Source organism: Ancylobacter sp. (genome assembly GCF_965279025.1).
Lineage (GTDB): Bacteria > Pseudomonadota > Alphaproteobacteria > Rhizobiales > Xanthobacteraceae > Ancylobacter.
Map to the genome: position 1 here is coordinate 4676354 of NZ_OZ257132.1, position 23462 is coordinate 4699815.

The 23462-nt window shown below is 69.3% G+C and carries 21 protein-coding genes; 16 read left to right on the forward strand and 5 right to left on the reverse strand.

The window, feature by feature from the left end:
* Nucleotides 1-22: 22 nt before the first annotated feature.
* Nucleotides 23-862 (reverse strand): alpha/beta hydrolase, encoded by an 840-nt coding sequence (locus ACQY76_RS21795; RefSeq protein ID WP_428030771.1) that lies wholly within the window; start codon nt 860-862, stop codon nt 23-25.
* 501 nt (nt 863-1363) lie between these two features.
* On the opposite strand from ACQY76_RS21795, the gene ACQY76_RS21800 reads away from it, so the two are divergent.
* From ACQY76_RS21800 to ACQY76_RS21860, 13 genes are all read left to right on the forward strand, one after another.
* On the forward strand, nt 1364-2080 hold the full coding sequence (locus ACQY76_RS21800) for a GntR family transcriptional regulator (RefSeq protein WP_428030772.1): 717 nt from the start codon (nt 1364-1366) through the stop codon (nt 2078-2080).
* Nucleotides 2077-3636, forward strand: a complete 1560-nt coding sequence (locus ACQY76_RS21805; protein ID WP_428030773.1) for a sugar ABC transporter ATP-binding protein — start codon at nt 2077-2079, stop codon at nt 3634-3636. Before ACQY76_RS21800 ends, ACQY76_RS21805 begins: the two co-directional genes overlap by 4 nt.
* Nucleotides 3629-4621, forward strand: coding sequence for an ABC transporter permease (locus tag ACQY76_RS21810; RefSeq protein ID WP_428030774.1), 993 nt, complete (start codon nt 3629-3631; stop codon nt 4619-4621). Before ACQY76_RS21805 ends, ACQY76_RS21810 begins: the two co-directional genes overlap by 8 nt.
* An 81-nt stretch (nt 4622-4702) precedes the next feature.
* Nucleotides 4703-5653, forward strand: a complete 951-nt coding sequence (locus tag ACQY76_RS21815) for a substrate-binding domain-containing protein (protein ID WP_428030775.1) — start codon at nt 4703-4705, stop codon at nt 5651-5653.
* Between the two features lie 67 nt (nt 5654-5720).
* The gene (locus ACQY76_RS21820; RefSeq protein WP_428030776.1) at nt 5721-6341 is read left to right on the forward strand and encodes a DJ-1/PfpI family protein; all 621 of its coding nucleotides are present in this window, start codon (nt 5721-5723) and stop codon (nt 6339-6341) included.
* A gap of 327 nt (nt 6342-6668) precedes the next feature.
* Nucleotides 6669-8111 (forward strand): aldehyde dehydrogenase family protein, encoded by a 1443-nt coding sequence (locus ACQY76_RS21825; RefSeq protein WP_428030777.1) that lies wholly within the window; start codon nt 6669-6671, stop codon nt 8109-8111.
* A gap of 118 nt (nt 8112-8229) precedes the next feature.
* Entirely contained in the window at nt 8230-9234 is a 1005-nt protein-coding gene (locus ACQY76_RS21830; protein ID WP_428030778.1) for a TRAP transporter substrate-binding protein, read from the forward strand.
* Nucleotides 9235-9238: 4 nt separating this feature from the next.
* Nucleotides 9239-9820 (forward strand): TRAP transporter small permease, encoded by a 582-nt coding sequence (locus ACQY76_RS21835; protein WP_428030779.1) that lies wholly within the window; start codon nt 9239-9241, stop codon nt 9818-9820.
* Nucleotides 9811-11094 (forward strand): TRAP transporter large permease, encoded by a 1284-nt coding sequence (locus tag ACQY76_RS21840; protein ID WP_428030780.1) that lies wholly within the window; start codon nt 9811-9813, stop codon nt 11092-11094. Before ACQY76_RS21835 ends, ACQY76_RS21840 begins: the two co-directional genes overlap by 10 nt.
* 13 nt (nt 11095-11107) lie before the next feature.
* The gene (locus ACQY76_RS21845; RefSeq protein WP_428030781.1) at nt 11108-12247 is read left to right on the forward strand and encodes a zinc-binding dehydrogenase; all 1140 of its coding nucleotides are present in this window, start codon (nt 11108-11110) and stop codon (nt 12245-12247) included.
* 11 nt (nt 12248-12258) lie between these two features.
* A complete protein-coding gene (locus ACQY76_RS21850; protein ID WP_428030782.1) occupies nt 12259-13464 on the forward strand; it encodes a CaiB/BaiF CoA transferase family protein in 1206 nt (401 codons plus the stop codon).
* Nucleotides 13461-14375, forward strand: a complete 915-nt coding sequence (locus ACQY76_RS21855) for an HpcH/HpaI aldolase/citrate lyase family protein (protein ID WP_428030783.1) — start codon at nt 13461-13463, stop codon at nt 14373-14375. Before ACQY76_RS21850 ends, ACQY76_RS21855 begins: the two co-directional genes overlap by 4 nt.
* Before the next feature lie 7 nt (nt 14376-14382).
* Complete coding sequence (locus ACQY76_RS21860; RefSeq protein ID WP_428030784.1) at nt 14383-15342, forward strand: LysR family transcriptional regulator; 960 nt, start codon at nt 14383-14385, stop codon at nt 15340-15342.
* A gap of 15 nt (nt 15343-15357) precedes the next feature.
* Here the strand turns inward: ACQY76_RS21860 and ACQY76_RS21865 are convergent, their stop codons facing one another.
* The 4 genes from ACQY76_RS21865 to ACQY76_RS21880 are packed head-to-tail and all read right to left on the reverse strand — an operon-like array spanning nt 15358 to nt 18099.
* Entirely contained in the window at nt 15358-16569 is a 1212-nt protein-coding gene (locus tag ACQY76_RS21865; RefSeq protein ID WP_428030785.1) for a CCA tRNA nucleotidyltransferase, read from the reverse strand.
* Nucleotides 16566-16826, reverse strand: coding sequence for a DUF6111 family protein (locus ACQY76_RS21870; RefSeq protein WP_428030786.1), 261 nt, complete (start codon nt 16824-16826; stop codon nt 16566-16568). The genes ACQY76_RS21865 and ACQY76_RS21870 overlap by 4 nt, the downstream gene beginning before the upstream one ends.
* Nucleotides 16826-17503, reverse strand: a complete 678-nt coding sequence (locus ACQY76_RS21875; RefSeq protein ID WP_428030787.1) for a CoA pyrophosphatase — start codon at nt 17501-17503, stop codon at nt 16826-16828. The genes ACQY76_RS21870 and ACQY76_RS21875 overlap by 1 nt, the downstream gene beginning before the upstream one ends.
* The gene (locus ACQY76_RS21880) at nt 17503-18099 is read right to left on the reverse strand and encodes a DUF1285 domain-containing protein (RefSeq protein ID WP_428030788.1); all 597 of its coding nucleotides are present in this window, start codon (nt 18097-18099) and stop codon (nt 17503-17505) included. The genes ACQY76_RS21875 and ACQY76_RS21880 overlap by 1 nt, the downstream gene beginning before the upstream one ends.
* A gap of 248 nt (nt 18100-18347) precedes the next feature.
* On the opposite strand from ACQY76_RS21880, the gene ACQY76_RS21885 reads away from it, so the two are divergent.
* The 3 genes from ACQY76_RS21885 (at nt 18348) to ACQY76_RS21895 (ending at nt 23310) form a co-directional block, all read left to right on the forward strand.
* Complete coding sequence (locus ACQY76_RS21885) at nt 18348-19358, forward strand: AAA family ATPase (RefSeq protein WP_428030789.1); 1011 nt, start codon at nt 18348-18350, stop codon at nt 19356-19358.
* A gap of 83 nt (nt 19359-19441) precedes the next feature.
* Complete coding sequence (locus tag ACQY76_RS21890) at nt 19442-20392, forward strand: DUF58 domain-containing protein (protein ID WP_428030790.1); 951 nt, start codon at nt 19442-19444, stop codon at nt 20390-20392.
* On the forward strand, nt 20389-23310 hold the full coding sequence (locus ACQY76_RS21895) for a DUF4159 domain-containing protein (RefSeq protein ID WP_428030791.1): 2922 nt from the start codon (nt 20389-20391) through the stop codon (nt 23308-23310). Before ACQY76_RS21890 ends, ACQY76_RS21895 begins: the two co-directional genes overlap by 4 nt.
* Nucleotides 23311-23462: the final 152 nt, after the last annotated feature.

Here is a 23462-nt window from a genome sequence, read left to right on the forward strand (position 1 = left end):
CAGCGGGCCGGCCACGGCTGCATCATCCGGCCGCCCGCCCGCCGCCCCGGCGCGCGGTGACGCAGGCCGCGAGTTGTCCGGCGGCGTGTGTGCCGGGTGTCCCGAGGTCGCCGACGAGGCTCATATGGTCGGCCCCGGGCACGACGCCCTGCCGCACCCGCAGGCCGCCGCCCGCGAGATGGGCGGCGAACGCGGTCGCCTGCGTGTGGAACGGCGCCGTCTCGGCCTCCCCCACCAGTAGGTGCACGTCCGGCCCCGCCGAGTAGCCGAGCCCGACCGGGCTGAAATCGCGCACCTCGGTGTCGGTGAGGCCGATGAGCGGTTTCAGGAACGAGTCCTGCAGCGGCGCGAGATCGTAGATGCCGCTGATCAGCAGCGCCCCTGAAACACGTCCCGCCGGCTGGCTGGCATTGAACAGCAGCGCCCCCAGTTGCGCGCCGGCGGAATGGCCGCTGATGGTCAGCCGCGCCGGGTCGCCGCCATGCGCGCCGATAGTCGCCACCAGCCAGTCGCGGGCGCGGCGCACCTGAGCCACGACCGTCTCCAGCCGTACCACCGGCATCAGCGCATAATCGACAATCGCGGCGATGGCCCCGGCCCGCGTCACCGTCTCGGCGACGAAGGAGAAATCCTCCTTGGCGAACATCCGCCAGTAGCCGCCATGGATGAACATGTGGACGGCGCCCGTTGCCCTATCCGGCGGCGGGAAGAACAGGTCGAGCCTCTCCCCGGCGGATGGGCCATAGGCGATGTCGGCCCGCATCGGCAGCCGGGACCGCGTCACCGCGCTGCGCGCTGCATAGTCAGACACGTAGCGGTCGAAATCCGGGACGACGTCGCGGGTTCGGAAGGGATCGACCATGATGGCGTATCTTCACTTTCGGGCAGAGCCGCGAGATCGGGTGCGCCGGTCTGTTTCGGCGGGAGGCAAAGGACGCAAGGCTCGGGCGCAAGGCCCGGACGCAAGGCTGGGACGCAAGGCTCGGACGGTGGGCCTTACGGCAGCGCCCCGCCTTCCGGCAAGGTCTCGCCTTCGGGCAAGGTCTCGCGGCCGGCACTGTCGAGCCCGTCGCGACCGGCGGCGAGAAGCCCGGTCATTTCCGCCGGCCCGACCGGGCGCGGATGATCCTGACCCGGCGCCCGCCCCCGCACGTGCCTCGCGCCGTCGCACATCGCTCGCTTCCGCCGAGGAAAGTGTCCTGCGGCACCCGAACCGTTGCAAACTGGCTCAAGATGATCCTCCCTCGTTTCTGGTATAATGTATTACGTATGACGCTTTCGACTATATAAAATCGTATAGGATATCGTATTGAGTGGTGCAGAGGATCGTGCTAGCTGTTGATCGCTGTCAAGGGGCAACGAAATGCGCAGTACGAGACCTCACGCTACTTCCCGTTACCTGCCTGAGGATGGCGAGTTGGCGCCGGCGGTGCATCGCGCCGCCAGTCTTGCCGAGGAAGTCTATGACGCGATCTTCGCGCGGCTGATGGCCCTCAAGATTCCGCCCGGCGCCCGCATCACCGTCGATAATCTGGTGCGCGAGCTGGCGGTGTCGCAGACCCCGATCCGCGAGGCGCTGGGTCGGCTTGAGGGCGAGGGCCTCGTGGTCAAGACGCATCTGGTGGGCTACAGCGCCGCGCCGCAGATCACCCGCGCCCGCTTCGAGGAACTCTACGATCTGCGCCTGCTGCTGGAGCCGGAGATGGCAGGTCGCGCCGCGGCATCAATGACCGACGAGGCGCTCAAGGCGCTGACCGGCGCCGCCGGCGTCAATCTGCGCGGCGGCGGGGCGGATGAGCGCGCGCGCTATCCGCAATTCGCCCGGCAGGACGCCATCTTCCACGACATGATCCTGCAGGTCGGGGGCAACGGTCTGGTTCGCGAGACCCTGACCCACCAGCACACCCATTTTCACATCTTCCGCCTGATGTTCCACGCCCTCGTGACCGAGGAGGCACTGGACGAGCACGAGGCCATGCTGACGGCGTTCGCTGCCCGCGACGTGGAGGCGGCGCGGGTGGCGATGCGGGTGCATCTCGAGCGCTCCTATGCGCGCCTGCTTCCGGCGTTCTACGCATGACCGCCGCCCTCGCCTCCCGCACCGGCGGCGCCGTGGCGCCAGTGCTGCGCGCCGAGCGCCTCGCCAAGGAATTCGGCGGCGTCACCGTGCTGTCCGACGCCTCGCTCGACATCCGCGCGGGCGAGATCCACGCCATCATCGGCGAGAATGGGGCGGGAAAATCGACGCTGATGCGCCTGCTCTCCGGCTATCTGAAGCCGAGCGAGGGCGGCTTGCTGATGGATGGCCAACGCGTCGTCTTCGACAGGCCGGCCGACGCGCAGGCGGCCGGCATCGCGCTGGTGCACCAGGAAATCCTGCTCGCCGAAGCGCTGACCGTCACCGAGAACATCTTCATCGGCCGCGAGATCGCCCGCTTCGGCCGGATCGACGAGCGCGCCATGCGCGAGCAGGCGGCAGCCCAGCTTGCCGCCATCGGCTGCAACGTTTCGCCGCGCGCCCGGGTAAGCGACCTGTCCATTGCCAACCGGCAATTGGTGCAGATCGCCAAGGCGCTGCTCGGCAGCCACCGCGTGGTGATCTTCGACGAACCGACCGCCGTGCTGACGCACGAGGAAGTCGACCCGCTGCTCGACATCATCCTCGAGCTGAAGCAGCGCGGCGTTGCCATTCTCTATATCAGCCACCGGCTCGACGAGGTGGAGCGGCTGGCCGACCGGGTCACCGTGCTGCGCGACGGGCGCATGGTCGGCACCTATGACGCCGAGGGACTAAACCCGCACCGCATGGCCAGCCTGATGGTCGGCCGGGAGTTCGCCAGCCTCTACCCGCCGCGCCTGGAGCGGCAGCTGTCCGAACCGGCGCTGGAGATCGAGCACGCCCATGTGCCCGGCTTCGTGCGGGACGTGTCCCTCACCTTGCGCAAGGGCGAGATACTCGGCCTTGCCGGCATGATCGGCGCCGGGCGCACCGAATTGTTCGAGGGGCTGATCGGCCTGCGGGCGGCGAGCTTCGGCGCGGTGCGGCTGCACGGCCGCCCGGTGCATTTCGGCTCGCCGGCACAGGCGGCCACGGCGGGGCTCGGCTATCTCACCGAGGACCGCAAGGGCAAGGGGCTGCTGCTCGGCGAGCGCCTGGCGCCCAACCTCACCCTGGCGGCGCTGGACCGGGTGCATCCCTTCGCCGGGCTCGACCTTGCCGGGGAAGCCCGCACGCTCGACCAGGCGGTGCGCAGCTACGACATCCGCCTGCGCAGCGCCGATGCCAAGGCTGGCCAGCTCTCCGGCGGCAACCAGCAGAAGCTGCTGCTCGCCAAGGTGATGCTGAACGACCCCTCGGTGATCGTCATCGACGAGCCGACGCGCGGCATCGACATCGCCAATAAGAGCCAGATCTACGCCTTCATCCAGTCGCTGGTCCGGGAGGGGCGGTCCTGCATCGTCATCTCCTCGGAAATGCAGGAACTGATCGGGCTGTGCGACCGCATCCTGGTGATGCGCGCGGGCCGGATCAATGGAGAGCTCACCGGCGACGCCATGTCGGAGAGCAATGTCGCACTTTACGCCACCAGCAGCGTGGCGAGTGAAAAAACCTTGGAGGAAACCGCACATGGCTGACGTCGCCGCCGCGCCGCCGCGCGCTTCGCAGGGCTGGTCCATCGGCTGGGGCGATGCCGGCCCCTTCCTGGCGCTCATCGCCCTGGTGGCGATCGGCTTCCTGATCAATCCGGATTTCCTGTCGGCCAACAACATCGCCAATGTCGTCACCCGCAGCGCCTTCATCGCCATCATCGCGATCGGCGCGACCTTCGTCATCTCATCGGGCGGGCTCGACCTGTCGGTGGGCTCGATGGCGGCCTTCATCACCGGCGTGATGATCCTGTTCATGAACTGGGTGGCGCCGAGCGTCGGCACGGCCGCGATCCCGCTCGGCATGGCGGTGGCGCTGGTCACCGGCATCGCCTGCGGGTTGCTGAACGGCACCATCGTCACGCTCGGGCGCATCGAGCCCTTCATCGCCACGCTCGGCACCATGGGCATCTTCCGCGCGCTGATCACCTACATGACCGATGGCGGCACGGTGGCGATCGACCGCAGCCTGCGCGACGCCTATCGCCCGGTCTATTTCGGCGACGTGCTGGGCGTGCCGATCCCGATCCTGGTCTCGCTCGCGGTGGCGCTGGTCGCCGCCTATGTCCTCTACCGCACGCGCTTCGGACGGCGCTGCGTGGCGGTGGGCGCCAATGAGGATGTCGCGCGCTATTCCGGCATCTCGGTCACCCGCGTGCGCACCCTTGCCTACGTCATCCAGGGCGCCTGCGTCGCCATCGCCGCCATCTGCTACGTGCCCCGGCTGGGCGCGGCGACGCCGACCACCGGGCTGCTGTGGGAGCTGCAGGTGATCACCGCCGTGGTGATCGGCGGCACCGCCCTGCGCGGCGGGCGCGGCCGGGTCTGGGGCACGGTGGCGGGCGCGGTGATCCTCGAATTCATCGCCAACCTCATGGTCCTTTCCGACTTCGTCTCCGAATACCTCGTCGCTGCGGTGCAGGGCGTCATCATCATCATCGCCATGCTGATCCAGAGGATGTCGAAGAGGTAGCCGGAAGAAGAACCGGCGCGCGCGAGGCAGTCGCGACACGCCGTGCCTCAATCAAGACTGCCGCACCTAGTGGAGGAATACATGTTCAGGAATGCTCTGATTGCCGCTGGCGTGACGGCATCGCTTCTCGCCGCCGGCAGCGCCTCGGCGGCCGACAAGAAGACGATCGCCGTCTCCATTCCCGCCGCCGACCATGGCTGGACCGCCGGCGTGGTCTATCACGCCAATGCCGCCGCCAAGGAGATCAACAAGGCCTTCCCCAATATCGAGGTGATCGTGAAGACCTCGCCCTCGGCCAGCGCCCAGGTCAGCGCCATCGAGGACATGTCGGCGACCCGCAAGATGGACGCGCTGGTGATCCTGCCGCACAGTTCCGAGGAACTGACGACGCCGGTCAAGACGATCAAGGAGAAGGGCACGTTCATCACCGTGGTGGATCGCGGGCTGAACGACCCCAGCATCCAGGACCTCTATGTCGCCGGCGACAACATCGCGGTCGGCTTCAACACCGCCAAGTTCCTCGTCGAGAAGCTCGGCGGCAAGGGTAACCTCGTGGTGCTGCGCGGCATCCCGACGGTGATCGACGACGAGCGCATCAAGGGCTTCCAGGACGGGATCAAGGGCTCCGACCTCAAGATCCTCGACATCCAGTACGCCAACTGGAACAGCGACGAAGCCTTCAAGCTGATGCAGGACTACCTCGCAAAATACCCGCAGATCGACGCGGTGTGGGCGAATGACGACGACATGCTGCTCGGCGTTCTGGAAGCGATCAAGCAGTCCGGCCGCAAGGAGATCAAGTTCGCGCTCGGCGGCAACGGCATGAAGGAAATCATCGAGAAGGTGAAGGCCGGCGACGCCGTCACGCCGGTCGAGACCCCCTACCCGCCGTCCATGATCAAGACCGCGATCTATCTCACGGCGGCGCATTTCGCCGGCCACGCGCCGGTGCGCGGCTCGCTCAAGCTCGATGCGCCGCTGATCACCAAGGACAATGCCGAGGAATATTACTTCCCCGACTCGCCGTTCTGATCGCCACACCTTCGGCCGGGCCCGCACCCGCGCGTCCGGCCACCCATCACCAGCGGAGATACTCACCATGCCGGGCAAGAAAATCCTGATGCTGACGGGCGAATTCACCGAGGAATACGAGATCTTCGTGTTCCAGCAGGGAATGGAAGCCGTCGGCCACACCGTTCACGTCGTCTGCCCCGACAAGAAGGCCGGCGAGAAGATCCAGACCTCGCTGCACGATTTCGAGGGCCACCAGACCTATATCGAGCGCTACGGCCACCTCGCCGACATCAACAAGACCTTCTCCGAGGTGAAGCTCGACGAATATGACGCGGTGTACTGCGCCGGCGGGCGCGGGCCGGAATATATCCGCACCGACAAGCGCATCCAGGCGATGGTCCGGCACTTCCACGAGACCGGCAAGCCGATCTTCACCATCTGCCACGGCGCGCAGATCCTCATGGCGGTGGACGGGGTGCTGACCGGCAAGCGCGTGGGCGCCCTCGGCGCCTGCGAGCCGGAAGTGCGCCTCGCCGGCGGCATCTATGTCGACCTCTCGCCCACCGAGGCGCTGGTCGACGGCAACATGGTCTCGGCCAAGGGCTGGACGGCGCTCGCCGCCTTCATGCGCGAATGCCTGAAGGTGCTGGGCACCGAGATCCGCCACTCCGAGACCATGCCCGCCGCGACCACCCGCGCCGCGTGACTTTGGCCGACCCCGGACGCCCGCATGGCGCCCGGGGTACGGCGACGGCGATCCTCGCGCTTGAGCCTTGCTGTTCGAGCCTTGTCGCTCAAGCTGTGCCGCTCAGTCCTTGCCGCTCAAGCTGTGCCGCTCAGTCCTTGCCGCTCAAGCTATGCCGCCTCAGAACCCGCCTTCCGTTCCGGAGGGCGGGTTTTTTTCGCGTGGGTCAGCCCTCCGAGCCTGCGTTAGGCACAGCCTAACGCGCCTTACGAGTTTTCGCCGTTGTCTAACGTGCGGCGAGGGTGAAGCATCGCGCCAACCTAAAAAACAAGATTTGGGAGACTACGCATGGGTCGGGACCAGCTCTTCATCGATGGTCGGTGGGTGGAGTCCGCGTCGGGAAAATTCCTGCCGGTCGTCAACCCGAGCACGGGCGAAACCATCGGCCGGATCGCCGCCGGCGGCGCCGCCGACATTGATCGCGCCGTGACGGCCGCCCGCCACGCCTTCGAGACGGTGTGGAGTTCGATGGCGGCGATGGAGCGCGGGCGGCTGCTCAGCAAGCTCGGCCTGCTGATTCTGGATCGCCTGGAGGAACTCGCCCAGCTCGAGGCCGCCGACACCGGCAAGCCGATGAAGCTGGCGCGCAACGACATCCGCGTGACCGCCCGCTATTTCGAATATTATGGCGGCGCCGCCGACAAGATCCACGGCGACACCATCCCCTTCCTGCCGGGTTATCAGGTCATGGTGCTGCGCGAGCCGCGCGGGGTCACCGGCCACATCATTCCGTGGAACTACCCCGCCTCGATGTTCGGCCGCACCCTCGGCGCGGCGCTGGCGGCGGGCAACACCTCGATCCTCAAGCCGGCGGAAGAAGCCTCGCTCTCCTGCCTGCGCTTCACCGAGCTGGCCGAGGAGGTAGGCTTTCCCGCCGGCGTCATCAATGTGGTCACCGGTCTCGGCGAGGAGGCCGGGGCGGCGCTGTCGAGCCATCCGGGCATCGACTTCCTGTCCTTCACCGGCTCGCCGGAAGTCGGCACGCTGGTGCAGATGGCGGCCGCGAAGAACCATGTGCCCTGCGTGCTGGAGCTAGGCGGCAAGTCCCCGCAGATCGTCTTCGCCGATGCCGACCAGGAAAAGGCCTGCGAGGTCATCATCGGCGCCATCGTGCAGAATGCCGGCCAGACCTGCTCGGCCGGCTCGCGGGTGCTGATCGAGCGCTCGATCTACGAGCCCTTCATGCAGAAGCTGGCGCAGCGCATGGCCGCCGTCCGCGTGGGCTTTCCCGAGCAGGATTTCGAATGCGGCCCGGTCATCAACCAGGTGCAGCGCGATCGCGTCATGGCCTTCCTCGACCGCGCCGCGACCGACAAGGTCGAGGTAGTGGCGCAGGGCAAGATCCATCCCGAGGCGTCGAAGGGCGGCTATTTCGTGCCCCCGACCCTGTTCGGGCTGGTGCCGCGCGAACATGAGCTGGCGCGCGAGGAAGTGTTCGGCCCGGTACTCGCCGCGCTGCCCTTCGACGACGAGGACGACGTGCTGCGCATCGCCAACGGCACCGATTACGGGCTGATCGCCGGCGTGTGGACCCGCGATGGCGGGCGCCAGATGCGCATGGCCAAGGGCATCCGCGCCGGCCAGATCTACATCAACGGCTATGGCGCCGGCGGCGGCGTGGAGCTGCCCTTCGGCGGCTTCCGCAAGAGCGGGCACGGCCGCGAGAAGGGCTTCGAGGCGCTGAAGGAATACACCGTCGCCAAGACGGTGGTCATCGACCACTCAAGCTGACGACCCGCGTCGCGGGGCCATGCACGCTGACGAGACGCCGGTGGTCATAGACCACTCAAGCTGACGCAAAGTCGGCACCGACAACAACAAAAACAAATTCATCTCTAGGGAGAAAACCATGAAGAACCTCATCGTGGCTGCCTTGGCAGCCGTGACGCTCGCGGCATTGCCGCAGGCCGCGTCCGCCGACAAGGCCCGCCTCGGCCACGTCTTCGCCCAGGGCAATGCGGCGGACGAGGCGAGCCAGACCTTCGCCCGGCTGGTCAAGGAGCGCACCGACGGCAAGATCGACATCACCGTCTTCCCCAACAGCCAGCTCGGCGGCGACGAGGCGCTCGGGCGCGATCTCAGCCGTGGCGCGGTCGAGTTCGCCTTCCTGAACATCGGCTCGCTGACCGGCCTCGATCCGCTGCTCGACATCCATTACCTGCCCTACATCGCCACCGACTACGCGCAGGTCGACAAGATCTTCTACAACCCGGAAGGCATCCTGCAGCGCACGCTCAACGGCGCGCTGGCCAAGCACAACATGGTCGCGCTCGCCTATTTCGAGCTGGATTTCCGCGCGGTGACCAACTCCAGCCGCCCGGTGAACAATGCTGCAGACCTCAAGGGCATGAAGCTGCGCGTGCCGGGCTCGGCCTCCATCCGCTCCTTCTTCGAGGCGGCGGGCGCCCAGACCGTGACCATGCCGATGCCGAACCTGTTCGTGGCGCTCCAGCAGGGCACCGTGGACGGCCAGGATAACGGCGCCAGCATCACCTATAATTCCCGGCTGTTCGAAGCCCAGAAGTACATGACGCTGACCAACCATGTGTACGCCATGGGCGCGATCACGGTGAGCAAGCGCTTCTGGGACGGGCTGGACGAGGCCCAGCGCAAGATCGTGGCGCAGGCCGCGCAGGAAGCCGCGCGCGAGGGCATCGCCCGCAACCGCGCCGCCACCAGCGCCTTCCTCGACAAGATCAAGGCCGGCGGCGTCACCGTCATCACCCCGACGCCGGAAGCGATGGCGGAATTCGCCAAGGTCGGGCAGATCGGCTGGGAGAAGCTGACGCCGATCTACGGCGCGGAGCGCATCGCCGAGCTGAAGAAGGAAATCGCCGCGGCCAGGGGCGAGTGAGGCCATGGCCCGCGACGGGACGGCCGCCATGCGCGGCCCCGAGCCGGCGTCCGCCGACGCCCCGCTGCCGCGCCACCCGATCCTCGACGCGCTGATGCGCGTCGAGGTGGGGCTCGCCCGGATGGAGAACGCCGTCGTCATTACGGCGATGGTGGTCGCCATCCTGGCGGTGGCGGCGTCGGTGGTGATCCGCACCTTCGACCTGCCGATCGACGACACCGGCGAGTGGGCGATGGTGGCGATGTCGCCGCTCACCTTCATCGGCGCGGCGCTGTGCAGCCATCTGCACAAGCACCTGACCGCCGACATCGTAGAGATGCTGCCGCCCGGGCCCCTGCACCGGTGCCTCGACGCGGTCGCCGCCGTTCTGTGCCTGGTGTTCGGCCTGTTCTTCATCGCCCTGGCCTGGGACCTGTTCGATTATGCCCGGACCTCCGGCGAAACGCTGATCGATCTAGGCACCCCCATCGCCATTCCCGCCGGCTTCATGCTCGCCGGCGCCGCCCTGATGACCTTCCACGCCGTGCTCGACGTCTGGCGCGCGCTGGTGGGACGCGAGCCGGGAGGGTTCAACCCGTGGCACTGACCTTCGGCCTCATGGCCCTGTTCCTGGTGCTCGGCGCCCCGCTCGCCGTCACCTTCGGGCTCGTCATCTTCCTGCAGATGGGCGCCTATGGGCTGTCCATCGCCGGGCTCAGCAACATTCCCTATGAGGAGATATCGAGCTACCCGCTGGTGGCGATCCCGCTGTTCATGCTGACCGGCGAGCTGATGAACCGCAGCGGCATGGCGGCCGAGCTGATCGCCCTGGCCGATCTCGTCTTCCGCCGTGTTCGCGCCGCCTTCGGCTACATCACGGTCGCGGCCTCGGCGATGATGGGCGCCATTACCGGCTCCTCGGTCGCCACCGTCGCGGCGGTGGGCGGCATCGTCTCGCCGGAGATGATCAAGCGCGGCTATCCCAAGGGCTATGTCGCCTCGCTTACCGCCTCCGCCGGGCTGCTCGGCGTGCTGGTGCCGCCTTCCATCCCGCTCATCCTCTACGGCGCGACGGTGGGCGTGTCGATCTCCCAGCTCTTCATCGCCACCATGGTTCCGGCGGTGCTGATGGGCGCGCTGTTCCTCGTGGTGCACAACCGGCTGTCCCGCAAGGTTCTGCGCAACGGCGTCGAGGGCCGTCCCGAGGGCGACGGCGTGCTCCATCCCCGCAAATCGACGGCGCGCGTCGTGTTCGACGCGACCTCGGCGCTGCTGCTGCCGGTGGTCATCCTCGGCGGCATCTATGGGGGCATCATGACCCCGACCGAGGCGGCGGCCGTCGGCTGCCTCTACGCCATCGGCGTGTCGGTGGGGCGCCGCCTGATCAGCCGCGAGGGCTTCACCCGCTCCTTCCGCGCGGCGGCGATCACCGGCTCGGGCATCCTCGTCATCATCGCCATGACCGGCATCTTCAACCGCGCCATGGTGCTGAACCAGGTGCCGCAGGACATCGCCATTTGGGTCGCGACCTATATCGAGAGCCCGATCGCCTTCCTGCTGATGGTCAATGTGGTGCTGCTGCTGGTCGGCACCTTCATGGAGACCAACGCCTCCATCCTGCTCATGGGCCCCCTGCTGGCCCCGGCGGCGGAGCGCTTCGGCATCGATCCCGTACATTTCGGCATCGTACTCGCCACCAATCTGGAAATAGGCCTGCTCACCCCGCCGATGGCCGCCAACCTCTATGTCGCCGCCCGCGCCGCCAATGCCCGGCTGGCCGACATGATGCCCTATCTCGGGTGGTTCTTCGGCGCGGCCCTGCTGGGCCAGGCGATCATCACCTTCGTCCCGTTCGCCACGCTGTGGTTCCGCTACCTCTAGCCTTGTGTGACTCATGCCCCTGTCTGGTGACACCCGCGACATCGCCACGCTGCCCGGATTCTCCCGCGCCGCAGTGGTCCGCCGCTTCGGCGAGCCGGTGAAGATCGAATGCGTTCCCGTCCCTCCGGCTCCGGAACCGGGCGCGCTGATCGTGCGCACCACCGCCTGCTCGATCTGCGGCACCGATGTGCATCTCTCGCGCGGCAATCTCTCGCTCGCCGTCAACCTGCCGATCATCCTCGGCCATGAGATGGTGGGGCGCGTGGTCGCCATCGGCGACGGCGCCGAGCGCGACAGCGTCGGGCAGAAGCTCGCGATCGGCGACCGCATCCTGTGGACCCACACCGCCTGCGGCACCTGCTTCTTCTGCACCGTCGCCCGCCAGCCGACCCTGTGCGAGAATCGCCGCGCCTATATGTACGAGAACATCGAGAAGCCGCCCTATCTGCTCGGCGGCTTCTCCGAATATGGCTATGTCCTGCCGCAGTCGGGCCGGGTGAAGGTGCCGGACAATCTCGACGACGGCGTCGCCAGCCTGTGCAGCTGCGCCTTCCGCTCGGTGATGAACGCCTTCGACAATCTCGGCCCCATCGACCCGTCCGAGCATGTCGCGATCCAGGGCGCCGGACCGCTCGGCATATTGGCGGCGGCCGTCGCCCGGGTGATGGGGGCGCGCAGCGTCAGCGTCATCGGCGCGCCGGAAGCCCGCCTCGCCCTCGCAAGGGACTTCGGCGCCACCCACACCTTCACCATCGAGGGCACCACCCATGAGGAGCGGGTGGCGGGGCTGCGCGAGATCACCGACGGGCGCGGGCCGGACATCGTGATGGAGTTTACCGGCTTTCCCGACGCTTTCGGCCAGGGGCTGGACATCGTCCGCAAGGGCGGGCGCTACCTCACCGTCGGCCAGCTCGGCACCGGCACCACCACTTTCAGCCCTTCCACCATCGTCAAGAAGAACATCCGGGTGCTCGGCTCCTTCTCGGGCGACGTGAAGTCCTACTGGAAGGCCCTGCAATTCGCCTCGGCGCATATCGACCACATCCCCTTCGGCAAGATGATCACCGGCCGCTACACGCTGGACGACGTGAACATCGCGCTCGACCGCATGCACCGGCTTGAAGAGATCAAGCCGCTCATCGTGATGGAATGAGGGAGCGGGCGATGGGCGAGACGCATCACTTCACCCCCGACCAGCGCGGCCCGCTCCACGGCGTGCGCATCGTCGACATGTCGCGGCTGGTCGCCGGCAACATGACCACCCACGTCCTCGCCGACTATGGCGCGGACGTCATCAAGATCGAGCGGCCCGGCAAGGGCGACGATTTGCGCAACTGGCGCGTCGACGGCGTCGAGGTGTTCTGGAAGGTCTATGCCCGCAACAAGCGCAGCATGGCTCTGGACATCCACGAGCCCGAAAGCCGCGAGGTGCTGCTGCGCCTGATCGACAGCGCGCAGGTGCTGGTGGAGAATTTCGTGCCCGGCACGCTGGAGCGCTGGGGCATGGGCCCCGAGGCGCTGCATGCGCGCAATCCGGGCCTCGTCATCCTGCGCGTTTCCGGCTGGGGGCAGACCGGGCCGTGGCGCCTGCGGCCGGGCTTCGGCACGCTGGTGGAAGCGATGTCGGGCTGGGCCTTCATGAACGGCCATGCCGACAAGCCGCCCACTTTGCCGCCGCTGGCGCTGGCCGACATGATCGCCGGTCTCTACGGCTCCGCCGCCATCCTCGCCGCGCTGCGCTCGGTCGAGCAGGGCGGCGGCAAGGGGCAGGTGATCGACCTGTCGCTGTTCGAGCCGATCCACGCCATGATCGGCGCCGAGGCGGCGCAGATCCGGCTGACCGGGGCGCCGACGCCGCGCGCCGGCAACCAGTCCTCCCACACCGCGCCGCGCAACGTCTATGAATGCGCCGACGGCGCCTATGTCGCCATGTCCGGCTCGATGCAGTCCATGGCCGAGCGCATCTTCGAGACCATCGGCCGGCCGGAGCTGAAGACCGACCCGCGCTTCGTCGACAACGCCGCCCGCGTTGCCAATCGCGACGCGCTCGACGCCATCATCGCCGCCTTCATCGTCACGCGCACGCAGGCGGACAACCTTGCTCTGTTCGAGGCCGCCGGCGTCACGGTGGGGCCGGTCTGCTCGGTCGCCGACCTGCTGGAGCACCCCTATGTGCTGGGCCGCGAGGCCATCGTCGAGGTCGAGGACCGCGATCTCGGCTCGGTGCCGATGCACAACATCATCCCCCGCTTTTCCGCCACGCCGGGCGCCTTCCGCCGCCCGGCACCCGATATTGGCGAGCACACGGACGAAATCCGGCGCGAGCTAGGTTTCGGTGCGCGCCCCAAGGCTGTCGAGGTCTCCTCATGAACACCCCCGCCCCCGCCTGGCGCTCCATGCTGTTCATTCCGGTGCTGAATGAGCGCTTCCTCGCCCGCGCTGCCGAGCGCGGCGCCGACGCCATCCAGCTCGACCTCGAAGACGCGATTCCCCCGAGCCAGAAGGAGGAGGCCCGCCGTGCCGTGCCGGCCGCCGCCGCCCGCCTCGCCGCCCAGGGGCTGGACGTCGTCGTGCGCATCAACCGGCCGTGGCGGCAGGCGCTGGCCGATATCGAGGCCTCGGTCGGGCCGGATGTGTGCTGCCTGACCCTGCCCAAGGTGCCGGATGCCTCGCATGTGCGCGCCCTCGCCGAGATCCTCGACGAGCTGGAGCGCGAGCGGGGACTGGCTGTGGGCCATACGCGTTTGGTGGTGATGATCGAGACGGCGGAAGGGCTCATCAACATGGCCGCCATCGCTGCCGCCCATCCCCGCGTCGCCGGGCTGATCGTCGGCGCCGAGGACCTCGCTCTGTCGCTCGGCGCCGCGCCCACCTATGACACGCTCTACATCCACAACGCGCAGGCGGTGGTCGCCGCGCGCGCGGCCGGCATCCACCCCATCGGCTTCGTCGGCACGGTGGCGGACTATGCCGACACCGAAAAATTCCGGCGCACCATCACCCAGGCGCGGGAGATGGGCTTCACCGGCGGCTTCTGCATCCACCCCAGCCAGGTGCCGATCATGAACGAGGTGTTCGCCCCCTCGGCGGCGGAAGTGGAATGGGCCACGGGCGCGCTGGAGGCATTCGACGCAGCGCTCGCCAAGGGGCTCGGCGCGGTGACCTATCGCGGCGCCATGCTCGACCTGCCGGTCGCCGACCGCGCACGCGCCATCCTTGCCCGCCGCGACGCGGTGGCGCACATGAGGGCGAACAGGGCGGAGGTCGCCCTGCAAGCCTGACGGTGCCATGGACCTTCGCGATCTCCGGGTCTTCGTGACCATCGCCGAAACCGGCTCGCTTGCGGCGGCCGGCAAGGTGCTGCACATGAGCTCGCCGTCGCTGAGCGCGCGGCTGAAGGACCTTGAGGACGAACTCGCCACCGTGCTGTTCGAGCGCTGGGCGCGCGGGCTGATCCTTACCGAGCAGGGCCGCGAGTTCCAGACCCACGCCTATGCCATCCTCAAGCAGGCCGAGGATGCCAAGGCCAGCATGCTGAGCCGCGACAAGCCGCCCATCGGCACGGTGCGCTTCGGCGTGCCCGGATCGCTGGTCGGCCTGCTCACCGTGCGGCTGATCGAATCCTGCCTCGAACGCCTGCCGCAGGTCCGCCTGCGGGTGGTCGAGAGCATGTCGGGCTACATCTCCAACTGGCTGCGCGAGGGCACGCTGGACGCGGCCATCGTGTTCGGCGGCGGCGCGGCCAACGATCGCAGCGTCTCCTTGCAGGCGATCGCCGAGGAAGACCTCTATGTCGGCACCTATGATCTGCCGTCGGTCGCGCCCTATCTGACGGACAGGGGCGAGATCCGCATGCGCGACGTCCGGCATCTGCGCCTCGTCATGCCGGGGCCGGAACATGGCCTGCGCCTGCTGGTGGAGGCGACCGCGCGTCGGCATTCCGTGCCGCTGAACGTGACGATGGAGGTGGACGCCTCCTCGCAGATCTTCACCCTCATCCGGCGCGGCCACGGCGCCACCATCTGCTCGCTGGCGGCCCGCCATCCCGGCGCCATGGCCAGCTCGGCCGGCGATGCCACGCTGCACACCTTCCGCGTGGTGGAGCCCGGCTTCCGGCGCACGGTTTATCTTGCCACGCCGCTCAACCGTCCCTCGTCGCGGGCGACGCTGGCCGTGGCCCAGCTGGCGGTGGAAACGCTGCTGGCCTCGGCGGCTTCCGACGAGTGGAAAGCCCGCCGGCTGACGTGAGGCCGGGCGCCCGGCCTACTCCGCCGCCGCCGCGATGACCGCCTCCAGCGCGTCGCCCCCCATCGGGAAGCCCGCCTCGATCCACGCCTCCTCGGCACGCTTCAGCGCGGCACCGAGCGCCGGGCCGGGGGCGAGGCCGCGGGCGATGAAATCCGCTGCCTTCAGCGGAAAATGCGGAATCGGCGCGTCTGCCGCCAGCGCCGCCAGCGCGCGCCAGCCTTCCGTGTCAGGCGGTGCGCCGGAGCGGGCGAAAGCGATGAGTGCGCGGTCCTGAAACGCCTCGCGCCCCATGCGGTAGAGAAACGCCCTCTGGCCCTTCTCGCACATGCCGGGCGTCGGTGCGGGGCCGGCGAGCGCGAGGAGCCGCAACGCCTCGGCATTGGAGAGCCGCAGCCCCTCGCGCAGCGCCTCCCCGTCGGCCTCCTCCCGCACGGCGAGCGCGCCGAGCCGGCGCACCGCGTCCGGCGCCAGGCCGAGCGCCGCCTCGATGTCGGCCAGCCGGGCCAGGGTGGCGACGTCGCCCTCCCGCCCGAGCACCGGCGCCAGCAGGCCGGCTTCCGCCATCTGCGCCAGCGTTTCAGCGGCGCGCGGCGCGACCAGCAGCTTCATCAGTTCCGCCCGCACCCGCTCGCGCGAGAGCTGTGCCAGCCCCTCGCGGTTGCGGATCGCGGCCGCCAGCGCGGCGGCGTCGAGCGGCCCCTGCCCGACCACGGCGTGGAAGCGGAAGAGACGCAATATGCGCAGATAATCCTCGCGGATGCGGGTGTCGGCATCGCCGATGAAGCGCACGCGGCCCGCCCTGGCATCGGCCTCGCCGCCGACGAGGTCCACCAGTTCGCCGGATCGGGTGAGATAGAGCGCGTTCATGGTGAAGTCGCGCCGCTGCGCGTCATGCGCCCAGTCGCGGCCGAAGACGACGCGGGCGCGGCGCCCGTCGGTCTCCACATCCTCGCGCAGCGTCGTCACCTCATAGGGCTCGCCCTGCGCGACCACCGTTACCGTGCCATGCTCGATGCCGGTGGGCACCGGCTTCAGCCCGGCGGCCTTGGCGCGGCGGGTCACCTCCTCGGGCAAGGCGGTGGTGGCGATGTCGATATCGGAGCGCTTGCCGCGTCCGGTCAGCCAGTCGCGCACCGCGCCGCCGACGATGCGCGCCTCCTCCCCGTCACCGTCAAGCGCGTCGAGCACCCGGGCCAGACCCGGCCGGCCGTCGAGCAGCGGATTCATTCCAGGTGCCCCGGCACCAGCACGCCGTTTTCCCAGGTCGGCGGCACATAGCGGCCGGTGGTCGGCCCACGGGTCGAGGATTCGAGAAAGAGGAGGCTGAGCGCCACCAGCAGCACGGCAACGATCGAGCAGCCGATCAACGCCCGCAGCGTCCATCCGGAGAGCCACGAATCCACCTTCCGGCCGTAGCGCAGGTAAAGCGCGAAGGCGACGAAGGGCAGCAGGAACAGGGCGAACTGGGCGATCATGCGGGCCATCAGGCGTAGATCCTCTCATAGAGGCTGCGCAATATGCCGGCGGTGATGCCCCAGATGCGTCGCTTCTCATAGGTCATGGCGTGAAAGGTGCGCATCATGCCGAGCCATTCGCGGCTCTCGCGCTGGTGGTTGCCGGGGCGCATCAGGAAATCCAGCGGCACCTCGAACGCCTCGTCCACCTCGCCGGGATTGAGCGTCAGGCCGAAATCCGGCTGCACCAGCCCGACCACGGGAACGATGCGGTAGCCGGTGCGAGAGAGATAGGCGTCGAGATAGCCGAGCGGCGTCACCAGGCGCGGCGCCAGCCCCACCTCCTCCTGCGCCTCGCGCAGCGCCGCGCCGAGCGGGCCGTCATCCTGCGGGTCGATCTTGCCGCCGGGAAAGGCTATCTGCGCCGCATGGCTGGAGAGGTGCGCGGAACGCAGCGTCAGCAGCACGGTCGGCCGTTCGCGGGCGACGATCGGCACCAGCACCGCCGCCCCACGCGCCGGCAGCGCGTCGACAAGGGCGCGGAATTCCGGCGTCAGCTCATGGTCGCCGCGCACCGGGTCGCCATGCAGGTCCGGCACCGCAAGCAGGCGCGTGCGGGCACGGGCGAGAAAATCATCGAGGTCGAACGGCGCCTCGGCGGCGGCGGCTGGCAACTCGGGCAACAGGTTCACGGACACACCGTTCATCAATCCTCTTTCACGCTCTCGGCCGGCGCGAGGGCGAAGAACGCCCCGCCGGAGGCGACGCCGAACACGGGCCGCCCTTCTACCACGCGTGCCTCCGCCCGTTCGGCGAGATCGAGGAAGACGGCGCGCGTCAGCCGCGCCCAAAGGCCGCGACGCACATATAGATAGGGTCTCGGCTCGCCATCCGCCCGCGTCTCGATGCGCAGCGGATGCTCGCCGTCGCAGGCGACGAGGTCGTCGAGATTGGTGCGGAACACCAGGCGGGGCTCCCCCTCGCCCGGCTCCACCGCCGGCTCAACCGCCATGTCGACGGCGAGGAACGGCGCGTCCTCCACCGTGATGCCTAGCTTCTCGGCCGGCGTCACCAGCACATGGCGCTCGCCCTCGCGCCTCAGCACCGAGGCGAAGAGGCGCACCAGCCCCGGGCGCGGGATCGGCCGGCCCTCATGGTGCCACACGCCGTGGCGGTCGATCACGATGTCGATTTCGCCACAATCGGGCGGATTCCAGCGCTCCACGGGCGGCAGGGCGCGCACCTCCCCGTTACCCACCGACCGCATCAATTCGTCAAACCGGCCGGAAGATGCTGAATTCATGGGCATATCCTTGTCACACAAGCGCAATCGCGCAGTCGTGATCCCCCGCCCGATAGTCGACGCGGTTGCAGGATAGCGTAAGGTTGGCGCTTCGAAAGCCCTGGCCGCCACACGGATCCGGCACTGACGGTTCCGGACAGGTGCATTGCAAAGCTCGTGTTGCAATGCACAATAGCTGGCAGGGCTGGGCATGGATGGTCTCGCCGTGGGTTCGCCCGCTCCGGGATTTGGGATTGCAGGAGAACGGCATGACGTCCGCCACCGGCGAGAATTTCGAATCCCTCGACGACATGATCATCCGCTCGGCGGAATCCACGGCCGCCAATGTGCGGGCCGCGCGCGCCGGCATCGGCGCGGTCATCTTCGGCCAGGAGGCCGTGGTCGAGCGCACGCTCATTACCCTGCTGTCCGGCGGCCACGGCCTGCTGGTGGGCGTGCCGGGCCTCGCCAAGACCAAGCTGGTGGAGACGCTCGGCACCGTGCTCGGCCTCGACGCCCGGCGCGTGCAGTTCACGCCCGACCTCATGCCCTCCGACATTCTCGGCGCCGAGGTGCTGGAGGAAAGCGCCGGCGGACGGCGCTCCTTCCGCTTCATCCCCGGCCCGGTCTTCGCCCAGTTGCTGATGGCGGACGAGATCAACCGCGCCTCGCCGCGCACCCAGTCGGCGCTGCTGCAATCGATGCAGGAAGGCCATGTGACCGTGGCCGGCGTGCGCCATGACCTGCCCAAGCCCTTCCACGTGCTGGCGACGCAGAACCCGCTGGAGCAGGAGGGCACCTATCCCCTGCCCGAGGCGCAGCTCGACCGCTTCCTCATGGAAATCGACGTCGATTATCCCGACCGCGATTCGGAGCGGAAGATCCTGTTCGACACCACCAGCGCGGAAGAGACCAAGCCGCGCGCGGTAATGAATGCGGAAGAGCTCGCCGCCGCGCAGCGCCTGGTGCGCCGCCTTCCCGTGGGCGAGTCGGTGGTCGAGGCCATCCTCACCCTCGTCCGCTCGGCGCGTCCGGGGTCCGAGGCCGGCGACCTCTCCAAGTTCATCTCCTGGGGCCCCGGCCCTCGCGCCTCGCAATCGCTGATGCTGGCGGTGCGTGCCCGCGCGCTGCTCGACGGGCGCTACGCCCCCTCGATCGACGATGTGGTGGCGCTGGCCGAGCCGATCCTCAAGCACCGCATGGCGCTCACCTTCGCCGCCCGCGCCGATGGCGAGACCGTGCCGGGCGTCATCGCCAAGCTGGCCAAGCGTATCGGCTGAGGCTGTTGAGTTTCGGTGCATGGCGGATGGATTGCATTGCCTGCGGCACCTGCCGCGTGAACGAGTGATGAGGGCCTGATCGGGTGGAATTCGACGCCGATACCGCCGTACGAAGCGCCGCGCAGGACGCCGCCGGTCTCGTGGCGGCCATGCCCCGGCTGGTGCTGGAGGCGCGCCGCATCGCGGCAAGCGTCTATCACGGCCTGCATGGGCGCCGCCGCGCCGGCACCGGCGAGAATTTCTGGCAGTACCGCCGCTTCAACGATGGCGAGCCCTCGAACCGCGTCGACTGGCGCCGCTCGGCCCGCGACGACCATCTGTATGTGCGCGAGCGGGAATGGGAAGCCGCCCACACGGTGTGGATCTGGCCGGACCTGTCCGCTTCCATGGTCTTCGCCTCGCCTTTGGTGTGGGAGACCAAGCGCGACCGCGCCCTCATTCTCGCCTTCGCCCTGGCGGAACTGCTGGTGCGCGGCGGCGAGCGGGTCGGCATTCCCGGGGTGATGACCCCATCTGCCTCGCGCCGCATCGTCGAGAAGATGGCGGAATCGCTGGTCCACGCCGCCAGCCTGCCGCAGAGCCTGCCGCCGGCCTTTTCCCCCTCGCCGCTGGCGGAAGTGGTGCTGCTTGGCGATCTGTGGAGCCCGACGCGCGAGGTCGTCGCCAGCCTCGCCGGGGTCGCCGCCTCCGGCGCGCACGGCCACGTCGTGCAGGTCTGCGATCCGGCGGAAGAGACCTTCCCCTATTCCGGCCGCGTCGAGTTCCGCGAGCCCGAGAGCGGCGCCACCCTCACCATCGGCCGGGCCGAGACGGTGCGGGGCGAATATGTCGCCCGCGTCTCCGCCCATCGCGAGGCCATCCGCCGCGAGGCGGAGCGGCGCAGCTGGAGCTTCCTCGTCCACCGCACCGACCGGCCGGCCAGCGAAGTTCTGCTGGCGCTGCATGCCCGCATGAGCGGCGGCCACGGCGCCGTGCCGCCGCGCGAGGGCGCGGCCGATGCCCTTTCCTCCGACCAGACGGGGCACGCCGCATGACCGGTCTGTTCGGGCTGCCCCTCGCCTTCGCCACGCCGCTGCTGCTGACCGCGCTCGCCGCCCTGCCGCTGCTGTGGTTCCTGCTGCGCCTGGTGCCGCCGCGCCCGCGCCGCATCGCCTTCGCGCCGATGCGGCTTCTGCTCGACATTCCGCCGAAGGAAGAGACCCCGGCCCGCACGCCCTGGTGGCTCACCGTGCTGCGCCTGCTGCTCGCCGCCATCATCATCTTCGCCGCAGCGGGGCCAATCTGGAATCCGCCCGTCGCCGGCCCCGCCTCTTCCGGCCCGGTGGTGCTGCTGATCGATTCCGGCTGGCCGGCCGCCGCCGGCTGGGCCGCCCGCCGCGCCAGCGCCGAAGGCGTGGTGGCGGATGCCGATCTCGACGGGCGCGGCGTCATTCTCATCCCCACCGGCGAGCCGCCGCTGGAGCCGCGCGTGATGGCCCCGAACGAGGCGCGCGAGCGCCTGCGCACCCTCGCCCCCGTGCCGTTCGTGCCGGAGCGCGCCGGCGCGCTCGCCAGCCTCGCCAAGGCGCTCGCCGCCGCCCCGCAGGCGAGCGTGATCTATCTCTCCGACGGCGTCGCCCTCGACGGCGCCACGACCGCCCCGGCGGACCTTCTCGCCACGGTGGGCGACCGGCCGCTCACCACGCTGGCCGAAGGCGTGTCCGAGCCGCTGGCACTGGCCTCCGCCGACAACGCCGTCGATGCGCTCACCGTGAAGGTGCTGCGCGCCGACCGCCAGACCTCGCCCCGCGCGGGCACGGTGCGGGCCTTCGACATGCGCGGGCTGGCCCTCGGCGAGACGCCCTTCGCCTTCGAGCCCGGCGCTACCGAGACCGAGGCGCGCTTCGACCTGCCGGTGGAGATCCGCAACGAGGTCGCCCGCCTCGACATTCGCGACGAGGCCTCGGCCGGCGCGGTGCAACTGCTCGACAAGCGCTGGCGCCGCCGCGCGGTGGGCGTCGTCTCCGGCGTCGCCGCCGACCAGCGCCAGCCGCTGCTCGCGCCCTCCTATTACCTGACGCGGGCGCTCGCCCCCTTCGCCGACATCCGCTCCGCCGAGGGCGCCTCGACCCCCGAGGCGGTGGACCGCTTCATCGACGCCAAGCTGCCGGTCATCATCCTCTCCGATGTCGGCACCCTGCCGCCGGAGACGCAGTCCCGCCTGGCCCGCTGGGTCGAGGGCGGCGGCGTGCTCGTCCGCTTCGCCGGCCCGCGCCTTGCCAATGGCACCGACAACCTCGTGCCGGTGACGCTGCGGCGCGGCGGGCGCGTGCTCGGCGGCTCACTGTCCTGGGAGCAGCCGCAGTCGCTCGGCGGCTTCTCCGCCGAAGGGCCCTTCCGCGACGTGCCGGTGCCGAACGACATCACGGTGCAGCGCCAGGTGCTGGCCGAGCCGGACGGCCTGCTCGCCGCCCGCACCTGGGCGACGCTGTCGGACGGCACGCCGCTGGTCACCGGCGAGCGGCGCGGCGCCGGCACGCTGGTGCTGTTCCATGTCACCGCCGACACCTCGTGGTCGAACCTGCCGCTGTCCGGCGCCTTCGTCGAGATGCTGCGCCGCGTGGTGTCGCTTGGCGGTTCCACCGCCAGCGAGGCATCGGCCGACAGCACCGGGGCGCCGGTGCTGAACGGCGAGACCCTTGCCCCCACCCGCCTGCTCGACGGCTTCGGCGCCTTCCGCCCGACCATGCCGACCGCCAAGGCCATCCCGGTCGGCTATCGCGACCGCGCCAGCGCCGATCACCCGCCGGGCTTCTACGGCCCGCCGGACGGGCTGGTGGCGGTGAACGCGCTGCTGCCGCGCGACCGGCTGGTGGCGCTCGACCTCACCGGCCTCGGCCGGCTGGAGCCGTATCGCGACAGCACGCCGCGCGATCTGCGCGCGCCCCTGCTGGTGGCGCTGCTCGCTTTGCTGCTGGTCGATGCGATGATCGTGTTCCTGCTCGCCGGCGGCTTTTCCCGCCTCACCGCGCGGCGCGCCGCCGGCGGCGCGGCCGCCCTGCTCCTGATGCTCTGCCTCGCCGTCGCGCAACCCGGCAGCGCGCAAGCCCAGTCCGCGCCTGCCCAGTCCGCGCAAGCCCAGTCAACTCCTGCCCAGTCAGCGCCTGCCCCGCCCACCGCCACGGCCCCCGCGCCGGAAAAGCCGATGACGCAGGGCGAGATCGACTTCGCCACCCAGGCGACCAGTTCGACCCGCCTCGCCTATGTCGTCACCGGCGATGCCGACACCGACGCCATCAGCCGCGCCGGCTTGAAGGGCCTCACCGAATTCCTCGGCCAGCGCACGGCGCTGGAGGCGGGCGAGCCGATGGGCGTGGACGTCGCGCGCGACGAACTCTCCTTCTTCCCGCTGCTCTACTGGCCGATCGTCCCCGGCACCGACCGCCCGAGCCCGGAGACGCTGGCCCGCATCGACGGCTTCATGAAGCAGGGCGGCACCGTCATCTTCGACACGCGCGACGCCGAAACCACCCTGCCCGGCTCAACCGGCGCCGGCTCGCCGGCCAATGAGACGCTGCGCGCCATCCTGTCGGGCCTCGATATACCCGAGCTGGAGCCGGTGCCGCGCGACCACGTGCTCACCAAGGCGTTCTACCTGCTGCGCGACTTCCCCGGCCGCTTCACCGGCGGCACCACCTGGGTGGAAGCGCTGCCGGCCGCCGACGAGGCCGACGAACGCCCGGCCCGCGCCGGTGACGGCGTCTCGCCCGTGGTCATCACCTCCAACGACCTCGCCGGCGCCTGGGCGGTGGACGATCTCGGCCAGCCGATGCTGCCGGTTTCCGATGGCGGCCCGCGCCAGCGCGAACTCGCCTACCGCGCCGGGGCCAACCTCGTCATGTATGTGCTGACCGGCAACTACAAGGCCGACCAGGTCCACGTGCCGGCACTGCTCGAAAGGCTGGGACAGTGAGGCAGGCTTCCGTTTTCCAGGACGCCGTCATGCTTAGGAAGGCCGTCATGCCTGGCTCTGGGCCGGGCATCCACGCCTTTGGTCGAGCCGGCCGGGACAAGACGTGGATGGCCGGGCCAAGCCCGGCCATGACGGGCACAAGGGCTAAACCC

Excerpts from the sequence above, each read along its gene's own strand:
- ACQY76_RS21795 (WP_428030771.1), bottom strand. The coding sequence starts at position 862 with ATGGTCGATCCCTTCCGAACCCGCGACGTCGTCCCGGATTTCGACCGC.
- ACQY76_RS21800 (WP_428030772.1), top strand. The coding sequence starts at position 1,364 with ATGCGCAGTACGAGACCTCACGCTACTTCCCGTTACCTGCCTGAGGAT.
- ACQY76_RS21805 (WP_428030773.1), top strand. The coding sequence starts at position 2,077 with ATGACCGCCGCCCTCGCCTCCCGCACCGGCGGCGCCGTGGCGCCAGTG.
- ACQY76_RS21810 (WP_428030774.1), top strand. The coding sequence starts at position 3,629 with ATGGCTGACGTCGCCGCCGCGCCGCCGCGCGCTTCGCAGGGCTGGTCC.
- ACQY76_RS21815 (WP_428030775.1), top strand. The coding sequence starts at position 4,703 with ATGTTCAGGAATGCTCTGATTGCCGCTGGCGTGACGGCATCGCTTCTC.
- ACQY76_RS21820 (WP_428030776.1), top strand. The coding sequence starts at position 5,721 with ATGCCGGGCAAGAAAATCCTGATGCTGACGGGCGAATTCACCGAGGAA.
- ACQY76_RS21825 (WP_428030777.1), top strand. The coding sequence starts at position 6,669 with ATGGGTCGGGACCAGCTCTTCATCGATGGTCGGTGGGTGGAGTCCGCG.
- ACQY76_RS21830 (WP_428030778.1), top strand. The coding sequence starts at position 8,230 with ATGAAGAACCTCATCGTGGCTGCCTTGGCAGCCGTGACGCTCGCGGCA.
- ACQY76_RS21835 (WP_428030779.1), top strand. The coding sequence starts at position 9,239 with ATGGCCCGCGACGGGACGGCCGCCATGCGCGGCCCCGAGCCGGCGTCC.
- ACQY76_RS21845 (WP_428030781.1), top strand. The coding sequence starts at position 11,108 with ATGCCCCTGTCTGGTGACACCCGCGACATCGCCACGCTGCCCGGATTC.
- ACQY76_RS21850 (WP_428030782.1), top strand. The coding sequence starts at position 12,259 with ATGGGCGAGACGCATCACTTCACCCCCGACCAGCGCGGCCCGCTCCAC.
- ACQY76_RS21855 (WP_428030783.1), top strand. The coding sequence starts at position 13,461 with ATGAACACCCCCGCCCCCGCCTGGCGCTCCATGCTGTTCATTCCGGTG.
- ACQY76_RS21860 (WP_428030784.1), top strand. The coding sequence starts at position 14,383 with ATGGACCTTCGCGATCTCCGGGTCTTCGTGACCATCGCCGAAACCGGC.
- ACQY76_RS21865 (WP_428030785.1), bottom strand. The coding sequence starts at position 16,569 with ATGAATCCGCTGCTCGACGGCCGGCCGGGTCTGGCCCGGGTGCTCGAC.
- ACQY76_RS21870 (WP_428030786.1), bottom strand. The coding sequence starts at position 16,826 with ATGGCCCGCATGATCGCCCAGTTCGCCCTGTTCCTGCTGCCCTTCGTC.
- ACQY76_RS21875 (WP_428030787.1), bottom strand. The coding sequence starts at position 17,503 with ATGAACGGTGTGTCCGTGAACCTGTTGCCCGAGTTGCCAGCCGCCGCC.
- ACQY76_RS21880 (WP_428030788.1), bottom strand. The coding sequence starts at position 18,099 with ATGAATTCAGCATCTTCCGGCCGGTTTGACGAATTGATGCGGTCGGTG.
- ACQY76_RS21885 (WP_428030789.1), top strand. The coding sequence starts at position 18,348 with ATGACGTCCGCCACCGGCGAGAATTTCGAATCCCTCGACGACATGATC.
- ACQY76_RS21895 (WP_428030791.1), top strand. The coding sequence starts at position 20,389 with ATGACCGGTCTGTTCGGGCTGCCCCTCGCCTTCGCCACGCCGCTGCTG.